Below are 18414 nucleotides of genomic sequence, written 5' to 3' on the forward strand. Positions count from 1 at the left end.
ACTGACAGGCATGGGGGGCTCCTGGGGAGTTGGGTGACTTTCCAGGGGCCATAATACCCTATGCATGTCCAGATCGACAGTAACTACACGTTACAACTTGTTGTCTTAGATAGAAATAATGTGGGGATATCTCAGAGACAAACCCCAATCACCCGGACCAACGCGGGGAAGCGGAACAGCCGGAGCATAGACGTTAATCTCGTGCGCGGAATTATTTGATTTTGGCCTGGAGGGATTGGTTCCCGTGTAGATGGAATGGTGGACGTAGGCTTGATTCTCTCCGCGGCGCGGACTACTTCCACGTTCCCACGCAGCGCGTGGGAACGAGAAACCCCGACACTGATACCGGCAATTTTTCAAGACGCGAAGTGAAAACGCGGTTTCCACTTCACTTCATTTTTCAAGGTGCCCTATGGATCCTATTGCCATTGTCCGGGCTGCTATAATCCTGTCCGGATCATGGGTGGGGAGAGGGTTACGAAGTGAGTAAGGCCAGGTTTTTCAAGAATTTCCTGACGGATACGAAGGTGGGAGCCCTTACTCCCACGTCCTTGTACACGATAAAGCGGTTGTGTGACCGGATCGATCTCGAGCATTCGCGCGTCATCGTAGAGTACGGACCGGGGACCGGCGTCTTTGCCGAATTCCCCCTGGAGAGGATGCTGACGGGATCGAAGCTCATCATGATCGAGACAACCCCCGAATTCTGCGAGATGCTGAAGCGATTCGAGGACCCGCGGGTTCACGTCTTCAACGACAGCGCAGAGAACGTGCGGGATGTGTTGACACAGTGCGATGAAAATTCCGCAGACTGCATTATATCCGGCATCCCCTTCACCCTTCTCGGCGAACGATCGAGGAAGAGCGTGCTCGAGAACACATGCAGCGCGCTGACCGAAAACGGCAGGTTTTTTGTGTACCAGTACTCGACATTCGTGAAGAAACACCTGCAAGACCACTTCGGGCGGGTCACCGTTGATATCGGGTTGCTCAATATTCCTCCAATGTTCATCTTCGAGGCCTTCAACTGAGGTGACATTGCATCAACCCATGCAAGTCCGGTTCAGATGATTCAATCTCGGCGTTCTTACAGCGCCTTGGCGGTTCAAACCAAACAAACAGGATCAATGACCATGAGTGAGATCGACCGTGACCAGTATTTGATCGAAAAAGAGCCCTATTACCGTGCTCTGAGTAATGAGGTGGAAATGTACCAGGCGGCCTATGACGCGCGTATGCCTGTCATGCTCAAGGGTCCGACCGGCTGCGGCAAGTCCCGCTTCGTCGAGTACATGGCCTGGAAGTTACAAAGGCCCTTGATTACCATCGCCTGTAACGAGGATATGACGGCCTCCGATCTGGTGGGGCGCTTTCTCCTGGATATCAACGGCACCAAGTGGCAGGACGGACCCCTGACCCTGGCCGCCCGCATCGGCGCCGTCTGCTATCTGGACGAGGTGGTCGAGGCCCGCCAGGACACCACGGTGGTCATCCACCCCTTGACCGACCACCGCCGCAATCTGCCGTTGGAGAAGAAGGGCGAGCTGGTGATGGCCCATCGGGACTTTCAGCTCGTCATCTCCTATAACCCCGGCTACCAGAGCTTGATGAAGGACCTCAAGCAGTCCACCAAGCAGCGCTTCGGCGCCATGGATTTCGACTACCCGGAGGCCGAAATCGAGACCGAGATCGTCGCCCACGAAGGGAACGTCGACACCCGGACCGCCGAGAAGCTGGTCCAGGTGGCGCAGCGCAGCCGCAACCTCAAGGGCCACGGCCTCGACGAGGGCATGTCCACCCGTCTGCTGGTCTATGCCGCCCAGCTGATCGGCAAGGGCATCGATGTCCAGTCCGCCTGTCGGATGGCCCTGGTACGTCCGCTGACGGACGATCCGGATATGCGCGATACCCTGGACGCTGCCGTGAATACCTATTTCTAACGCAATGCCATTAAGTTAGAAGGTTGTCATCTCGACCGAAGGGATAACCGTTCAGCCTCCTCCACTTCGGGATCAGGATCGAGAGGGAGTTGAACGGTTACCCGGAGGGAGAGATCTTTTCGGCTTGTAAGAGGTTCCGGAGCATAGGATTTCTCGCTCCGCTCGAAATGACAAATTGCGTCTCTTTGACAACAGAGTTGCAACACCACCTTTTCAGTGTTGACTGTGACTGGCCGACACATATAATTAAACATATATTGTTTGTGAGGACGCCAGTTATGGGTCAAGTAACGATTTATTTGGAAGAGGATACAGAGCGGAAAATGGTTGCTGCGGCAAAATCCGCCCAATTATCAAAGAGTAAGTGGATCGCAGAGCTAATTCAAGAAAAGGTCGCAAATGAATGGCCTCGATCTATAGTAGAGTTGGTCGGGGCATGGGAGGATTTTCCGGATATAGATGACATTCGGTCAGATCAAGGAAAAGATACTAACCGTGAGAAGCTGTAATGTATGTCATTGATACAAATACATTAATCTATTTCTTCAAAGGAATTGGAAATGTTCCAAAAAGGTTTTTTGAGGTGTCCCCGAAAGAAATTGCGATTCCATCGATAGTATTGTATGAACTAGAGTATGGAATTGCAAAATCAACTTCTCCCGGAAAAAGGCAAGCTCAACTAAAAGAATTATGTTCATTGGTTGAGATACTACCTTTTGAGGATGAGGAGGCACGTTTATCAGCTGCGATTCGAGCGAATTTAGAAAAGAAAGGTACGCCAATAGGTGCTCATGATATATTGATTGCAGGCACCACTTTGGCTAATCAAGGGATTTTGGTTACCAATAATACAAAAGAGTTTTCAAGGGTATCCAAATTAAAATTAGAGAATTGGTACAAATAAAAAATCTAACAATAGCGTTCAGCCGACCTACCTCCGCAATGTTTTGTTTATGACGGAACGCCACAAGCCTCGCCCCGCCACTATGGGCAGCTGACGCCAGGCGTTAACCCTGCTATAAAAGGACTCGCAATGGAAGTCAAATTAAGTAAGCAACAAAAAGTCACCGTAAAGGGTTCAGAAGACATTTACCTGATCATGCGCCAGATTCTCCGTAGAGAGAATAAAATTGGTCAAGGTCAGGAACACTTCTGGATGGTGGGTTTGAATCAAGCGAACAAGATCCTCTATATCGAGTTGGTCGCTCTGGGTTCTGCCAACATGGCGCACATCAACCCCAGAGAAGCCTTCCGCATGGCGATTTACAAGCTCGCCGTTCAGGTGATTATGGTCCATAACCATCTCGGTGGGAATGTGACGCCTTCCTACGAAGATCAGGACCTCACCGACCATTTTATTCAGGCAGGCAAATTCCTCAAGGTCGAAGTGATCGATCATTTAATCATCAGCGATGAAACCTATCATAGCTTTGTCGATTCGGGAATCTTCAAGAAGCTTCAGGCAAGTGAACGATGGATTTTGCCTTATAAACTCAAGGAGAGATACAGGAGTGAAGGTAAGATTGAAGTAGCAAAGGCAATGAAGCAAAAAGAGATCAGCATAACGATTATTGCTGAAACTTCAGGGCTTTCAATCGAAGAGATTGAAAAACTATAAGGCCGAAACCGGCTGATCGAGGAAAAGGGACCAGGCCCAATTGACGGGTCGTTTTTCACAGATCATTCGCCTAACATTCGGCTGCAGGCGACCCAATGCCGCAGTCCGGCTCCTCAGCAACTTTCAAGCTCAGTGCCACGCGGCATTGGGCGCCTGAGCCAAGCCGATAGCTGGCGACTGGTAGCCCCGCCAGCTGCTAGTCGCCAGCTACCAGCGATGGGAGATTACCGACAACTCAGTGTCTGGGTGAAGGCCCATCAGCTGATGCTGCTTGTCTACCAAGAAACGCAACGGTTCCCAGCTGATGAGTGGTTTGGTTTGATAAGCCAAATGCGAAGGGTGGCGACATCCATTCCCTCAAACATCGCGGAAGGTAGTGGCCGAGGCAGCGACCAGGATTTTGCCCGCTTCGCGAGAATTGCTGCGGGCTCGACAAATGAAATATAACCACGACTATGCAGAATGAAGATAGGGAAGAGCGCATAACGATGGAGATCATCGTTGATGCTTATGGCCCAGAGGAACAAGCCATGGGTTGGTATTATTACCTTGAAGATCAACTTGATTTTCCATTTGCTGCTATTTGCACTGGGAAACGTGCAATATCTCCGCTGAAAGTTAAAGATGAGGTTGATGTTATTGGAATGGCCCCTGAAGAGGAGTGCAACAAAGAAATGTTTGTTACAATTCGGTGGGAAAAAGATAGTTTAGCTATTCCACTGTCTCAACTCACTCCTATTAGTGATACATCACAACAGACTATTCAAGCTATAGAGGATTGGCATTATTGGGTGCGGATGGGGTATCAATTTGGATAATGTCAAACCCAACAACACCTTCGATAGGGACCTCAGCGATGCTGTGCGCCCCTCGGCCCCTCAAAGTGAAAGTGAGCGTTAGGCGTTCTATAAAAGGCCCCGCAATGGAAGTCAAATTAAGCAAGCAACAAAAAGTCACCGTAAACAGCGCGGAGGATATTTATCTGATCATGCGCCAAATTCTCCGTAGAGAGAATAAAATTGGTCAAGGTCAGGAGCACTTCTGGATGGTGGGCTTAAATCAAGCGAACAAGATCCTCTATATCGAGTTGGTCGCTCTGGGGTCTTCCAATATGGCGAACATCAACCCCAGAGAAGCCTTCCGAATGGCGATTTACAAGCTGGCCGTTCAGGTTATCATGGTCCATAACCACCCCGGTGGGAATGTGACGCCTTCAATCGAAGATCAGGATCTCACCGATCATTTTATTCAGGCGGGAAAATTCCTCAAGGTCGAAGTGATCGATCATCTCATCATCAGCGATGAAACCTATTATAGCTTTGTCGATTCGGGAATCTTCAAGAAGCTTCAGGCAAGTGAACGATGGATTTTGCCTTATAAACTCAAGAAGAGGATCAGGAATGAGGGTAAAGAAGAAGGATTAAAGGCGGGTAAGGAGGAAGGGCTTTATCTGGGGGAGAAAATTGGGGAGGAGAAAGGAAAAAAAGAAATGGCAAAGGTAATGAAGCAAGAAAAAGTCAGTATAACGATTATTGCTAAAGCTTCAGGACTTTCAATCGAAGAGATTAAAGAACTATAAGGCTAAAATCGGATGACAGATGTATTCAGTTAAGATTATAAAAGGACACCCATCTTGTTTGGAAGGGAAAAGGGACCAGACTCAATTGATGGGTCATTTTTTATAGCTCATTCGCCTGACATTCGGCTGCAAGCGACCCAATGCCGCGGTTTGGCTCCTCAGCGACTTTCAAGCTCAGTGCCACGCGGCATTGGGCGTTTGAGCCATGCCGTTAGCAACAGAAAACACATAAAATGAAGCAGAAAGTGTATCTTGAGACATCTATTATAAGCTATTACACAGCACGGCCGAGTCGTGACCTCGTTATTGCTGCGTGGCAGGAGATTACACGTGAGATATGGCCGATGCTTCAGGATAAATTCGACATTTACATTTCTGCCCTTGTTATACAAGAAGCATCTCGGGGAGATAAAGAAGCCGCAAAGAAACGTTTGAGCGCGATTTCTGAGTTTACTGTCCTGGAAATCACACCGCAAGTTCAAGAGGTTGCTGCTTTTCTGATTGCTCAAAATGCTATTCCTGCCGAGGCCGAAGAAGACGCTCTACACATTGCTGTAGCCAGTCTAAATGGTATGGAGTTCCTGTTAACCTGGAATTTCAGTCATATCAATAACGCCTTCAAGAAATCAAACATTATCAGGTCAATTGAAAACCAGGGCTTTATATCCCCAGAGATTTGTTCGCCGGAAGAATTTATAGGAGACTGACGTGAAAGATCCCATTGTTGAAGAAGTTCGAAAGGCACGACAAGACCATGCGCGAGAATTCAATCATGATCTTTCTGCAATTTGCAAAGACCTGAAAAGAATCGAAAGAGAATGGGGGCATAAAGTTGTATCTCTGCCACCAAGGCTGCTGACAAAAGGCTCAAGCTGACCACCAAAAGCGCCGCTTTGCTCTGCTTTTGGCGGCAGCTTAGCCAAGCTGATAGCCGGCGACTGGTAGCTGGCGACTGGAAGCTGGAAGCTGGCGACTAAAGATTACCCAACTGATCCCGCAGCGTTGGAGAGCTAAGAAAAACGAATGAGCGTCCTGTTTTCCGCTTGACCAAGATTCCGAGCTCGACCAGTGCCAATAAGTCGGTGCGAGCCGTTTGGTAGACGATGTTATGGCTCCGACGGTGTCCTTCGATTGTGTAGCGTGCGCCCGGATGCTGGAGCGCGTGGCGGATCAGCGCGACCTGACGGTGATTGAAGGCGGCTTGCAGCTGCTCGGATGAGCGCAGCAGCGCTTCGGTTTCATGCAGGGCTTCGGCCTTGCGGCCTAGATAGGCCTGGAGCGCATCGATCGCTTCGGCAATGACCGTCAACTGGTGGATGATGAAATAGGTGACATCGCTGTCATCCGTTTCGGTGAACAGGTAGGAACGACTGTACCGAGCCTGGGCCTGTTTCAGCACCCTGGAAATCGAGACGAATTCCAGGAGCCAATAGCCGTGGGATAGGGTGGACCAATAGAAGAGCGCCCGGGCGACTCGGCCGTTGCCGTCGACGAATGGGTGGTCGTAGGCAAGCGCAAAGTGCAAGAGAATTGCGCGGATGATCGGATGCACGAAAGGCTCGCCGTCGGCTTCGTTAGCGAATCGACACAGCAGGGCCAGGCGTTCGGGGAGCTCATCGGCGGTGGGGGGTAGGTGCAGGACGCGGTTGTCGCGATGATCGACTACCTCGATGCGCTCGTGCGGGTGTCTCAGCCGGCCCGCGGCGGAGGGATCGTCCAGGGTGTCCTGGGTCAAGACGCGCTGCAGATCCAGGATTACTTCCGGCGTCAGGGGCTCGCGAATGCGCTCGGAGATGGAGCGCATGGCGTGGAAGTTGTTGCAGATCATCTGCTCGCTCTTATCCCGCGGCCGTCGCCCTTGGCGCAGCATTTCCTTGGCCACGTGCCGGGTTGTGGAGGCGCCTTCCAACTGGCTGGAGGTGATAGCCTCCTCGACCAGGGAGCTGACCAGGTAGGTATCGCGGGTCTCGGGATTGGCGATCGGGGCTTCGAGACGGATCTGGCCGGATGTATCTCGATCGATGCGATGGAGCCGGCTGAGGATCGGATCGGCGAGCACGAATCGGAATGGGCGATCCGCCTTGTCCTGGAGCGGGAGTGGCTTGTAGAGCAAGCGGCGGGCACTCTTGACGGCGAACCACCAATCCGCGTGGGAGAAGCCCTCAGGAGGCGTCTTGTGGCGGAGCTCGTCCCAATGCAGATAATGTCCACCCGGAGCCGGGCCGATGGAGGCGCTAAGCAGCCGTCGCAGATGCTCGGCGCCGGTCCCTACCACCGAGCGGCCGAGGTTGTCGTAATCGGGGGGGGGTGGAGGGATCTTCATGCGTGTCGCATCATGACATTTTGGGTAGCAATCCTAGATTATTTGGCGCTGTTTGGGGGACCGGGCGTGTTGGGTTACGGCGCGTTCAACGGTATTTGTGTCCTTCGGGATCGGGCAGCGCGCCTAACCCAACCTACACGCAAAGCGAAATCCGCGCGTACAGGCCGCGCTGGGGGGCATGTGGGTGTAGGTTGCGTTAAGACGCTGGCACTGACTTGGCAGATGATCAGCGAGCCTTGGTGCGTCGAACGCAACACGTCCTTGCGTGACCGAATTACTAATTTGACATCAATTAGTAGTATATTAGTACAAAGAGAAGGGCTTGTTCCAGGCGTCGCTAACGCAACCTGCACTTGACGCGGGGTCCGTGCGGGCAGGCCGCGCGGGGGTAATGGGGGCGTAGGTTGCGTTAAGACGCTGGCACTGACCTGGCAAACGATCAGCGTGCCTTGGTGCGTCGCAACGCAACACGTCCGGTCCTCCAAACAGCGCCGAACAATTCAGGATTACTTTTGAGGCAAAACCAATGACCATCGATTTCTCCGCATACGTCACCGGTCTCAATACCGAGCCCGGGCACGAGCACCGCCAGGCGCTCGAATCCAGCTATCACGAGGCGGCCCGGGTCATGTCCCCCCAAGGACTCGATCACTACCTGACGGGTATGAAGGCCATGGGCACCCTGAACAAAGGGGAGGATCTGATCCTCACCTATGTCCAGGAGATGCCCGGCGTGGCCAAAGAGCTGGGGGAGGACGTCATCCCCGATATCGTCAGCGCCCTGATGAAGCTCGCCTCTCACACCTCCGGGACCGTGGTCACCTTGGTGATGACTAACATGCCCTTGGCCGCGACTCGACTCGGCGATGCCGATGTGATGCGGAGTTACCTCAAGCTGCTCCATCAGCTCGCCGGCAAGGCCCCGCGGGGGCTGCGTCCCATGATGGAGAACATGGACGAGCTGCTCTCCAAGCTCACCTTGGGGGGATTGCGCCGTTGGGCCCTGTGGGGTGCCCAGGCCCATCAGCGGGATCTAGACGGGCAGATGGCCTACTTCGGGCTCAAGACGGAGTCGTCCCGAGCCGTGCTCCAGAAGGAGCGCCGCGGGACTCTGTTCGTGGACAACCAGCGCAAGCTCAACTTCTATCTGCGCGCCCTCTGGGCCCGCGCCTTCTTCATGCGCCCCACCTCCGGCGATTATGAGACCCGCCAGGGCCTCAAACCCTTCATCGAGGACTTCCAGATCCATCTGCCGGACGCCTTCGACCCCTTCCGCGGCATCTCAGGGCTGGAGGTCTACCGGGCCAGCGCCGCCCACTGCGCGGCCCACATGGTCTATACTCGCCAGCCGCTCAGCGCCGAGCAGCTGAGTCCGGCCCAGATGAAGCTCATCGAGCTGTTCGAGGATGCCCGGGTCGAGCATCTGGCGATCCGCGATTTCCCCGGGCTGCGTAAGCTGTGGCTCGGCTTCTTCACGGCCCCCATGACCCCGGACGAAGAATTCGTCGAGCTCCACCCCATGATGGATCGAATGATACGCCTGGCCATCGCCTTGCTCGATCCCCACTACCGGGACGAAGAACCCCTGATCAACGATACGGCCTCCGATTTTCGCCGCCAACTCGAGGTCCGCGCCGATGACAACCAGCTCAGCTGGGATGCGGGGATCACCTTCTACAACAAGGTTATCCAGCAGGTCGCCTTACCCAATCTGCGGGTTATGGAGAGTTGGCCTATCCCCTACCGGGACGACAACCGATATCTCTGGGCATTCACCGAGAACATGTTCCTGGAATCGGGGCTGGACTATCTGCCCGAACACAAACAACAGGTACGCAAGTATGTCTCCGCGGTGGAGATGGCCAACGAGGTGGATTGTGAGCTGGCCGGTGACGACGCCCAGGAGGTCTGGATCTGCGCCACCGAATTCTTCCCCTACGAAGATGAGGGCATCAGCTACAACCGGATGTGGGGCAAGGAGCCGGTCTCCGCTCCCTATCACTATCAGGAGTGGGACTATCATGTCCAGCTCTTCCGCCCGGACTGGGCCACGGTCATCGAACGCCGCCAGGGTAAGGACGACCCCGAACGCATGGACGAGATCCTCACCAAGTACAAGCCCATCGCCAGCCGCATCCGCCGCTTGATCGATGCCCTGCAACCTCAGGGCATCGTGCGCCGGCGCGGCTACGAGGAGGGCGAGGAGCTGGATCTCAACGCCGCGGTGCGGGCCATGATCGACATCCAGCGCGGCGTCATGCCGGACCCGCGCATCAATATCCGCATTGACCGCCACATCCGCGACCTGTCCATCCTGGTGCTCATGGACCTCTCCGAATCCACCAACGAGAAGATCGGCGTGCAGGAAGGCGAGCCGGAGTACGACATGGCCCCCTCGATCCTGGATCTTACCCGGGAGTCCACCGGCCTGCTGGCCTGGGCCATCGACGCCATCGGCGACAACTTCGCCGTCCATGGCTTCGCCTCCGATGGCCGCCACGACGTCCAGTACTACCGCTTCAAGGACTTCGGTCAGCCCTATGACGATGAGGCCAAATCCCGCATGGCCGGCATGCAGGGCGGCCTCTCCACCCGCATGGGCGCGGCCTTGCGCCACGCCGGCTGGCACCTGACCCAGCAGGCGGCCCAGAAGCGGTTGGTGCTGCTCATCACCGACGGCGAGCCCGCCGACATCGATGAGCGCGATCCCCAATACCTGCGCCACGATACCAAGAAGGCGGTAGAAGACCTGGCCAGACAGGGGGTCTACACCTACTGCTTGACCCTGGATCCCAACGCCGACCGCTATGTGGCCCGGATCTTCGGAGAGAACAACTACTCCATCGTGGATCACCTAGAGCGGCTACCGGAGCGGTTGCCGGCGGTGTTTGCAGCCATTACCGGTTGACGTTCGTTGCAGCGGGGTTTTCCAGTCGGAATAAACGCTTCGGAACGGCACGGAAGCTATTCCCTGGAGGAGATTCTTGAACAGAAAATTGATAAGAGGCTCAAATGCAAGTTAAAAGCAATTACGATCGTGACATTATCCAATGGTCCAAACAGCAAGCACAGCTATTGCGTTACGGCAAGTTTTCAGATTTGGATATCGAGCATATCGCGGAGGAGATTGAGGACGTGGGCAAAAGTGAGCAACGTGAATTGTCTAGCCGCATGGCCGTGTTGATTGCCCATTTATTGAAATGGAAATTACAACCGACCCAACACTGCAGTAGCTGGGAAAAAACCATCAAAGTCCAACGGCGTGATATCGAAAGAGCCCTGAAAAAAACACCCAGTTTGAAGGCCGACCTCGAAGACCCTGAGTGGTTTGAAAGTACTTGGGATAAGGCGTTGGTTATCTTTACCAACGAAACAAATCTCGATTGTCCTGAAGAGCCTATCTGGTCACTTGCCCAGATTCGCGATAACGAATTTTATCCAAGTTGAAGCTGGATTTTGATTTTTTAGACAGATTTCATCTGGCTCCCACGCTCCAGCGTGGGAGCAAGTCCGGACGCTCTAGCGTCATGAAACCTTGGCCGCTGGAGCGGCCACACATGCGTTCCCACGCTGGAGCGTGGGAACGAGAAAAAACGACGAATCACGCGAATCCGCGCGAAATTATCATCCCGAACCGAAGGGAGGGATCTTGTTCACGCCGATGCGCGCGCTTCGTCGTTTTCTCTTTCGGATTCCGACCCACCACCACCAGCGGCCAACAGCTAACTTAATGGCATTGCGTCTTAAGCGGCTCAAACGCGAGCCGATTTCGACGATTTGCGTTAATTGGCGTTCATTTGCGGCAAAAATGATTCCCATGTTATCGGTACTGTAGAAATCAACCGCCTGATTCCGGGCGCGGAATCCAGGTCGGCTGGGTCTCATTGTCGGGTGAATAGCTACCGATGTGAAAAGGCATGGGAGCGTACCACCCGTTGATGGTGCGGGCGCGCAGAAAATCGGTTAAGGGTTGGGCAAATCGGCTGGATTTCCTCACGAAATACTGCAAGTCATAGTACCACTTATCCACTTTGCTGGTGCCGATGTAGGAATACTCATCCCACCTCGGGTCCCCCGCCCACGCGGTATGGTCACCAAGGGGGCCTTGGGTGGTGATCCAGGAATGGTCTTTATCGCTTCCCTTGATCACGAGATCGGCCTGCCATCGAAAGAAATAATCGACTAAGGCGTCTTGGTTGCGGGTCCGCGCGATAAAGGTATCGTTGAGGCCGATGACATCGAGCCAAACGGCGCCCGTGAAGTAGGGTATTACGCCTGCATCACCAAAGGCGATGCGTACATTCTCGATCTGTGGAAAAGTGGAGAGCGTTTTCGCTATGCGATACTCTTCCTGCATGAGCCAACTGCTTCTCTCCGATGGATAGGGGTAAATCAACAGTCTCTTCACATTGCTGTACATTTTCGTTGAGTATTCGGTTCCAAATGCGAGCATGAAGGCGACTACAAGCACGGGGAAGAGTACGGCACGTTCCTTTATCCAGTCCTCAATCTTCCCCATAGCAACTGTGAGCACAGGGATGCTGGAGTAAATCAGCACTGGCACCAGGGGGTACATGAAGCGGCTACCGACATCCATATGGGTATCGGTTTTGATGAAGAAGACCGTATGGCTCAGCATGAGCCCCAGCCCCAACAGGACTGGCAACTTGTCCGAACGTCCGTGTTTGTCGTGATGCGAGAGGCAGAACAGAAGGCTTACGCAAAAGACCGCCAGCAGCAGGGTATGGGTCGAGAGGAAATAATACACACTGACCAGACCGATTTTACTGATGACGGCTCCGGTGGCGACCTTGATGTAGAACGAATTCGGCAGCAATTGTTCGAAATGAAGGGCCTTCCACCCAAGATAGACCCCGCCGAGTATGAGCAGGATAAGCAGGCTGGGGGTGAGGCTTGCAAACCTGTGCAGCTGTTTCTTGCGGACCAGGATAATGCCGTACCCGAACGCCATGACGAGATAGAGCAGTGCCGCCTCCGGGCGCAGCAAGATCGCGAGCATGGTAAAAATACCCAGCAACACCGAGTTAGTCGTATCCTGGGAATGGAGAAACTCGACGGCGAAATGGAAGGCAACCAACAGGACGAGCGCGTACACCACTGTCTCGAGCCCGGTAAGACAAAGCGCGCTTGTCGACGGGTCCAGAAGGATCAAGCTCGCGATCATGATCGCAGTCGGCGTTGTGGCGCCGTAGCGGCGCTTTGCCCGTGCGAATAGAATCACGGCCATGCCGAATACGCTGAAATAACTCAAGAGGCGGGTAACGAGCAGGGGGTCATAGCCGAGGTCGATGAATGGAGCCAGGAAGATAACCAGGAGGAAGTTGGTGTAGCCCTCCGTCGGCGCCATTGTGGGGTTCCAGGTTATGCCATGGCCGTCGGCCAGATTCTTGGCATAGCGGTAGGTGATGAAGGCATCGTCGAAGACATGATCCCATTTCTGAACCATGTCGGCAGCAAACCCCAGTAGCAGAGGAATGCCGACGATCATCAGCGTCAGCATGACCCTTCTATTCATGTTTCCTGTCCTGTGTCTTTTCGAGTGGGCGTAGGATGTGGTGAGCCAGCGTAGGATGCGGTGAGCGCGGTTGGTCATTCAGGATGGCATCACGAGAAGGCGCGAACCGCATCGATGGACGCACGGCAGATCGCGAACCGCATCATTGGATGGGCCGTGTCCAACATCCAACTCATTTCTCTAGGCTCTCCGGGTCCTCTTGTCCTCTAGGGTTCAATACGAATGGTAACCGTTCAGTCTCCCTATTGATAGGCACACTGCGCTCCGTACATCCTGCAAACAGCCGTGGTTCGGAAACCTTTGTGGAATAACTGCTACCTTCACACCATTCTGAGGGGCGCTTGCTTTGCTCAACCTACGGGCCTTGCCCAACCGACGTTGCCGGCAACTCATTAATCATCATCACTAGCGTCCGGGGAAATTATTAAACAGATTCAATCGGTTAGGAAATCCGCACCTGTCATTTTTGGATTTCAGTTCAGTAACTATTTGAAAAAATGGGTTTTCTCGAATAAAGACAAGCTCGGAATGTGTAGAATTGTGTAGGGATCTGCGTCAATACGATGGTCTGATTGCATCGAACGCCACCCGATTTGTCCAAGAGTCTGTAGTTCGATTCAAATCGATGACACTCATAAATTGGAAATTTCGTCTTCTATTACAAATAGTTACAACGCAGCGCGGCTGGTTTTACCGGACAGCAGTGAATCATCATGAAATTTATACGTGCTCACCCTGGCATTGCAGGACTCCCGGCGTGCGCTTAGGCAAGTATACTTAACCCTCGGACCGGCTCCCGCGTCGTTTCCGGTTCGGAAGGCGGAATCTGAGAAGCTGTCTGGCTAAAAGCGATACCTGAATTATTTGGCGTTGTCCGGAGGGAAAAGATCCCTCCTGCGTCGGGACAAGAAAGATCCCTCCTGCGTCGGGACAAGAAAGATCCCTCCTGCGTCGGAACAGGGTTTGACGTGTTGCGTTGCGACGCATAAAGGTTCGCTGATTGTCTGCCAGGTCAGTGCTGGCGTCTTAACGCAACCTACACCCACATGACCCCCCGCGCGGCCTGCCCGCGCGGACCTCGCGTTGGGTGTAGGTTACGTTAGCTGCGTAGGGAAACGCCTGGGGGAGCCCCGTAGGAAAAGAAAACGCTAACGGCGGGATGCGCTACGCTTTCCCGCCCTACCTTTTTGCGACACCCTCCCCGGGAGAGGGTGTCGCAACAGCCCCGCTCCCGGTCTCTGGTTCCCACGCAGCGCCTGGGAACGAGAAAACTCAGCCTGACTGATGACCATTTGGACCGGCAACTCGGCATTCAGGTTTTACCCGATAGCCGGAAGGGCCAACGAAATATCGGTAGTCCCGGGAGCCGACAGAATGTCGGCGGTCCCAGGGGCCGACAACATATCGGCGGTTCCGGGGACGCGAGTCCGGCTGGGACCGCCGTCTTTCAGACGGCTTACGGACCCCATGACCAGCTGGCGGCAACGCTCAGAGCAGACGCCCTCGCCGGGAGAGGGGTTGGGGAGAGGGGGATCAAGCGATGGTCCTCGGTATTTGCCATGTCCGACTTGACTTTGTGCACGCACAAAAAATTCACGCCTCATCGGTCTGAGGCGAAGCCTCGCTAGATACGGGCGTAAGTGTGACCCCGCCAGATCCACCCCAGCTTTTCGGCGCTATCGTCGGCTCCGATGCCTGGCCGATCCTGCGCATCGGGCTGCAAGGCGCGTTCTTCTTGACGCTGGTCTACCTCATCAAGCTCGGCTTCGACTTGCGTGGCCTCATGGAGCTGCGGCACCTTGGCCGCTCCAAACGGTCTTTTCACATCTTCTTCATCGCCCTGACCATTCTGTTTTCCTGCGTGCTCCTGTATCAGGCGACCTGGCAGCTGACCGGCTTGTTCCGGCCGCAGTTCCTCGCCTTTATGCAGGCCTACGACCGCCGTCAGTTCAACCCCGCCCACCGCATCCGGCGCGGGCGGATCCTGGATCGTCGCGGTGAGGTGCTGGCCTTCAGCGAAAGGCGAGGGGACCAGGTTCTCCGCCGCTATCCCTATGGACCCGCGTTCGCCCACGTGGTGGGTTACAGTGATGCCAAGTTCGGCACTAGTGGTCTGGAGGCGGCCGCCAATGCCCATCTGAACGGAGCGACGGTGGATAGTCTGCCGGCCTGGGGTGAGCTGGGACACCGGCTATTGACCCGCGACCGGAACCCCCGTGGTCAAGACCTTGCGCTCACCCTGGATACCGAGCTACAGCTCCTGGCGGCGCAACGGCTCGACGGCAAACGGGGGGCGGTAGTGCTTCTGGACCCAAGAGATGGTGCGGTCCGGGTGCTGGTCAGCACGCCGGCCTTCGATCCGAACCGAATAAGCGCCGGCCTGTTCCGGACCAGTCAGCCCGAGACACCCCTGTTGAATCGGGCGACCCAGGGGCTCTATCCACCCGGCTCCACATTCAAGATTCTCACCGCCGCCCTGGCCGTGGAAAAGGGATTTAAGGGGACGCTCCCTTGTCCGGCGGATGGCTATGCTACGTCCTCACGCTACCGCAAGATCCGGGACCACGAATACTATGCCGCACGCAGATCAGGGAGGGTCTGGAAGGGCCATGGCAACCTCGGCCTGGCTACCGCCCTGGTCAAGTCGTCCAACGTGTTCTTCGCCCAACTCGGGGTCGGCTATGGTCATGCCGCCTTCTCCCGCAACCTCGAGCGCTTCCGCTTTAATCGCCGGATCGACCTGTACCGAAGCCCCTACGGCGCCTGGACCATGAACACCGGCCGCATACCCGAAATCGCGACCTCCGACCAATATGGCCTGGCGCAGGCGTCCATCGGTCAGGGGAAAATCCTGGTGACCCCGGCGCACATGGCCCTGATCGTGGCGGCGGTCGCCAATCGGGGGCTGGCAATGGGCCCCCGCCTGGTGGCGACCGATCCCCCCATCCGGCTCGCCCGTTTCATGTCCGCCGCCGGGGCCCGGCGGCTCGCGGGGATGCTGCGCAAGGTGGTTACCCAAGGCACGGGACGGAGTATCGACGGCGAGGGACCGCCCATCGCGGGCAAGACCGGGACGGCACAGAATCCCCAAGGCGCGGCCCATAGCTGGTTCGTCGGCTTTGCCCCGGCGAACCGTCCTGCCCTGGCGGTGGCGGTGATGGTGGAACACGGCGGTTACGGGTCGAAGACCGCGGCCCCCATCGCCCGTGATCTGCTGGTACGGGCGCACGCGCTGGGGACGTTGCAGTGACGGCGGCGTCCACCGGGGGGACCGGCGTGTGGGAGCTACGGCGGCTGGAGCGGCAATTGCTGGCCGGTTGCCTGCTCCTGGTCGCACTGGGCTTTCTATGATGGTACTGGCTGATGGTACTGGGCGCAGGTCTTGCGGCGGGCCGCCGGTTCGGACTGTTGGATCTCCTACCCCTGCTCACCTATGCGGCGAGCCTGTTAGTGATCCATCTGACCCTGGTGCTGTTCCGATTCCGTGGTGATCAGCTGTTGCCGGTCGTGGCGGCTTTTCTGTCCGGGCTTGGGCTCCTCGCCCAGTACCGGCTGGGCGCCTTCGAGGGTGCGCAGGCGCCCATCGGAGCCTAGGTATACTGCCACACGGCACAATCCGAACTTTTGAATTTCCCCCTCACCCCGGCCCTCTCCCGGAGGGAGAGGGAGTGAAATGCGCAGATTGTGCCGTGTGGCAGTATAGATGCGGCTCGTGAAACCTGACGAGAACGGGGACCTGACAGCTAGGATCATGACCTGTTTATAGGCCACAGCCCACATCAACGCGATCGCCTGAGCGCTGAGGTCGACATGTCTTGATCTGTCAGGTTGGTCGAAAATCTGTAATCCGAATACGCGATCACCGTGCTCTTGCCGACTTGGTGGTTGACCATTTCCGCATGCAAGTCCAACCTCGATGAGGTCCGGGCCCGCGGCGGCGCGCTCTTCGTGTTCGCCGACGACCGCGTCACCATGACCGAAGGGCGGGGCATGACCGTCATCAAGCTCCCCCAGGCAGAGAGCCTCATCGCCCCCTTGCTCTTCACCATCCCGCTCCAGCTCCTGGCCTACCACGTGGCCGTGCTCAAGGGTACCGACGTGGACCAGCCGCGGAATCTGGCCAAATCCGTCACCGTCGAATAAAGGGGCCTGAATGATTTGTCGCGAGCCCCGAATAGGACAGGATTTACAGGATTACACAGGATTTACAGGATGTTTGTATTTAACGTGCCGCCTGTCCGTGCCGATCTCGCCTTGGGCGTAGGTTGGGTTAGGCGCGCGGGGAAACGCTGCGGGGGACAGGGCGTCGAACGCGCCGTAACCCAACACGACGCCCGCTCAAGCAACGCCAAATAACGCCGAACAGCACCAGGATCGAACGAGAAGAGTCCGCAAATGAACGCCAACGGACGCAAAGCAATCTGAATTATTTGGCGTTGTTTGAGGGACTGGATTCCTTTTCAACCGGCTACCTCCTCCATATCCTGATGGTCCTTCAGCAGCGTGCCCAGATAGGGCAGTGTCGACAGGTCCTTCGACTTTAATAGCTGGTGCAGCTTCGCGGCATCCATATCCACCTTCAGTGCCAGCATACGCAACCAGACCAGGAGCTCGCCGGTAGCGGGTTTTTTGCGCAAAGTGTCCTGGTCGCGCAGATCCAGAAAGCGGCGAATTGCCAGCTTCAGCAGCTCATCGCTCAGGCGGTTCAACTCGGGGCGGTGTTTGGCATGGGCCGCGACGGCACGCTCGACGATGGTATCGTTGAAACGGATATGGTGGTACACGCAACGCCGTAAAAAAGGCTCCGGCAGGCGGCGTTCGCTGTTGGAGGTGATAAACACCAGCGGGCGGATGCGCCGTTCGGATTTGACCCTGGTGCGGGTCTCGGCCACCGTGAACTCCATTCGGTCCAGCTCGTGCAGCAGATCGTTGGGGAAATCGCGGGGCGCCTTATCGATCTCATCGATCAGCAGCACCGCCGGTTTTCCGGTCTTGTCGCTGTGCTTGAACGCCTCCCATAAAGGACGCGGCTCCACATAGCTACTTTTGTCCAGTCGATCGCCGGCATTTGGCTGCCCTTGCTTTTGCGCTTCCTTTTGCTTCTCCTCCTGAAGATTCCGGAAATGGGCGTCATGGAAATACTGGACCGTATCGAAATGATACAGCAGGTCCCGCGCTGTGGTCTCCGACTTCACCTGGAAATGGATGACCGGCTCCAGCGCCAGCTGATAGGCCGCGTAATAGGCCGCCTGGGTCTTGCCGGTGCCCGGTTCGCCCGTCATCAACAAGGGTTCACCCACCGCCACCGCGGTCCGGATGGCGGTCACCAGCTTGGCGTCGGGCACAAAGCAGCGGGCGTCCTGTTCGAAGGTGCTGTCCGCCGGGGTGAGTTGCAGGATATCCGGGCTCAATTCCATC

General features: G+C 55.7%; 17 protein-coding genes and 1 pseudogene. 15 read left to right on the forward strand and 3 right to left on the reverse strand.

Annotated features, from left to right (window positions below; genetic code table 11):
- Positions 1–482 precede the first annotated feature (482 nt).
- The 10 genes from E1958_RS13005 to E1958_RS20335 all read left to right on the forward strand — a co-directional run bounded on the left by E1958_RS13005 (position 483) and on the right by E1958_RS20335 (position 6013).
- Positions 483–1031, forward strand: coding sequence for a class I SAM-dependent methyltransferase (locus E1958_RS13005; protein WP_133512252.1), 549 nt, complete (start codon positions 483–485; stop codon positions 1029–1031).
- A gap of 102 nt (positions 1032–1133) precedes the next feature.
- A complete protein-coding gene (locus E1958_RS13010; protein ID WP_089723958.1) occupies positions 1134–1940 on the forward strand; it encodes a CbbQ/NirQ/NorQ/GpvN family protein in 807 nt (268 codons plus the stop codon).
- A gap of 278 nt (positions 1941–2218) precedes the next feature.
- Entirely contained in the window at positions 2219–2449 is a 231-nt protein-coding gene (locus tag E1958_RS13015; protein WP_133512253.1) for a CopG family transcriptional regulator, read from the forward strand.
- The gene (locus tag E1958_RS13020; RefSeq protein ID WP_133512254.1) at positions 2449–2844 is read left to right on the forward strand and encodes a type II toxin-antitoxin system VapC family toxin; all 396 of its coding nucleotides are present in this window, start codon (positions 2449–2451) and stop codon (positions 2842–2844) included. Before E1958_RS13015 ends, E1958_RS13020 begins: the two co-directional genes overlap by 1 nt.
- A gap of 129 nt (positions 2845–2973) precedes the next feature.
- Positions 2974–3558 (forward strand): JAB domain-containing protein, encoded by a 585-nt coding sequence (locus tag E1958_RS13025; RefSeq protein ID WP_133512255.1) that lies wholly within the window; start codon positions 2974–2976, stop codon positions 3556–3558.
- Positions 3559–3774: 216 nt separating this feature from the next.
- Positions 3775–4005: a four helix bundle protein gene (locus E1958_RS13030; protein WP_133512256.1), complete on the forward strand. Its 231-nt coding sequence runs from the start codon at positions 3775–3777 to the stop codon at positions 4003–4005.
- A 41-nt stretch (positions 4006–4046) separates the two neighbouring features.
- Positions 4047–4376, forward strand: coding sequence for a calcium-binding protein (locus tag E1958_RS13035; RefSeq protein ID WP_089723790.1), 330 nt, complete (start codon positions 4047–4049; stop codon positions 4374–4376).
- A gap of 104 nt (positions 4377–4480) precedes the next feature.
- Positions 4481–5137, forward strand: a complete 657-nt coding sequence (locus E1958_RS13040; RefSeq protein WP_165741918.1) for a JAB domain-containing protein — start codon at positions 4481–4483, stop codon at positions 5135–5137.
- A gap of 233 nt (positions 5138–5370) precedes the next feature.
- A complete protein-coding gene (locus tag E1958_RS13045; protein ID WP_089723785.1) occupies positions 5371–5844 on the forward strand; it encodes a type II toxin-antitoxin system VapC family toxin in 474 nt (157 codons plus the stop codon).
- Position 5845: 1 nt separating this feature from the next.
- Positions 5846–6013, forward strand: a complete 168-nt coding sequence (locus E1958_RS20335) for a hypothetical protein (RefSeq protein ID WP_165741915.1) — start codon at positions 5846–5848, stop codon at positions 6011–6013.
- 97 nt (positions 6014–6110) lie between these two features.
- Here E1958_RS20335 and E1958_RS13050 read toward each other — a convergent pair whose 3' ends face one another.
- The gene (locus tag E1958_RS13050) at positions 6111–7460 is read right to left on the reverse strand and encodes a Fic family protein (protein ID WP_133512258.1); all 1350 of its coding nucleotides are present in this window, start codon (positions 7458–7460) and stop codon (positions 6111–6113) included.
- Between the two features lie 526 nt (positions 7461–7986).
- On the opposite strand from E1958_RS13050, the gene E1958_RS13055 reads away from it, so the two are divergent.
- On the forward strand, positions 7987–10368 hold the full coding sequence (locus tag E1958_RS13055; RefSeq protein WP_133512259.1) for a nitric oxide reductase activation protein NorD: 2382 nt from the start codon (positions 7987–7989) through the stop codon (positions 10366–10368).
- 104 nt (positions 10369–10472) lie between these two features.
- Positions 10473–10907, forward strand: coding sequence for a DUF29 domain-containing protein (locus tag E1958_RS13060; RefSeq protein WP_133512260.1), 435 nt, complete (start codon positions 10473–10475; stop codon positions 10905–10907).
- A 391-nt stretch (positions 10908–11298) separates the two neighbouring features.
- Here E1958_RS13060 and E1958_RS13065 read toward each other — a convergent pair whose 3' ends face one another.
- Positions 11299–12981, reverse strand: coding sequence for a hypothetical protein (locus E1958_RS13065; protein ID WP_133512261.1), 1683 nt, complete (start codon positions 12979–12981; stop codon positions 11299–11301).
- Between the two features lie 1657 nt (positions 12982–14638).
- Between E1958_RS13065 and E1958_RS13070 the strand changes: the two genes are divergently transcribed.
- From E1958_RS13070 to E1958_RS13080, 3 genes and pseudogenes are all read left to right on the forward strand, one after another.
- Positions 14639–16246: a peptidoglycan D,D-transpeptidase FtsI family protein gene (locus E1958_RS13070; protein WP_133512262.1), complete on the forward strand. Its 1608-nt coding sequence runs from the start codon at positions 14639–14641 to the stop codon at positions 16244–16246.
- A gap of 113 nt (positions 16247–16359) precedes the next feature.
- The gene (locus E1958_RS13075; RefSeq protein ID WP_089723779.1) at positions 16360–16590 is read left to right on the forward strand and encodes a hypothetical protein; all 231 of its coding nucleotides are present in this window, start codon (positions 16360–16362) and stop codon (positions 16588–16590) included.
- Positions 16591–16899: 309 nt separating this feature from the next.
- A pseudogene (locus tag E1958_RS13080) lies at positions 16900–17139 on the forward strand (glutamine--fructose-6-phosphate transaminase (isomerizing)); the annotation flags it as partial.
- A gap of 317 nt (positions 17140–17456) precedes the next feature.
- Here the strand turns inward: E1958_RS13080 and E1958_RS13085 are convergent.
- Positions 17457–18413: an AAA family ATPase gene (locus E1958_RS13085; RefSeq protein WP_133512263.1), complete on the reverse strand. Its 957-nt coding sequence runs from the start codon at positions 18411–18413 to the stop codon at positions 17457–17459.
- Position 18414: the final 1 nt, after the last annotated feature.

The organism is Candidatus Thiosymbion oneisti (assembly GCF_004359955.1).
GTDB classification, from domain to species: Bacteria; Pseudomonadota; Gammaproteobacteria; order Chromatiales; family Chromatiaceae; genus Thiosymbion; species Thiosymbion oneisti.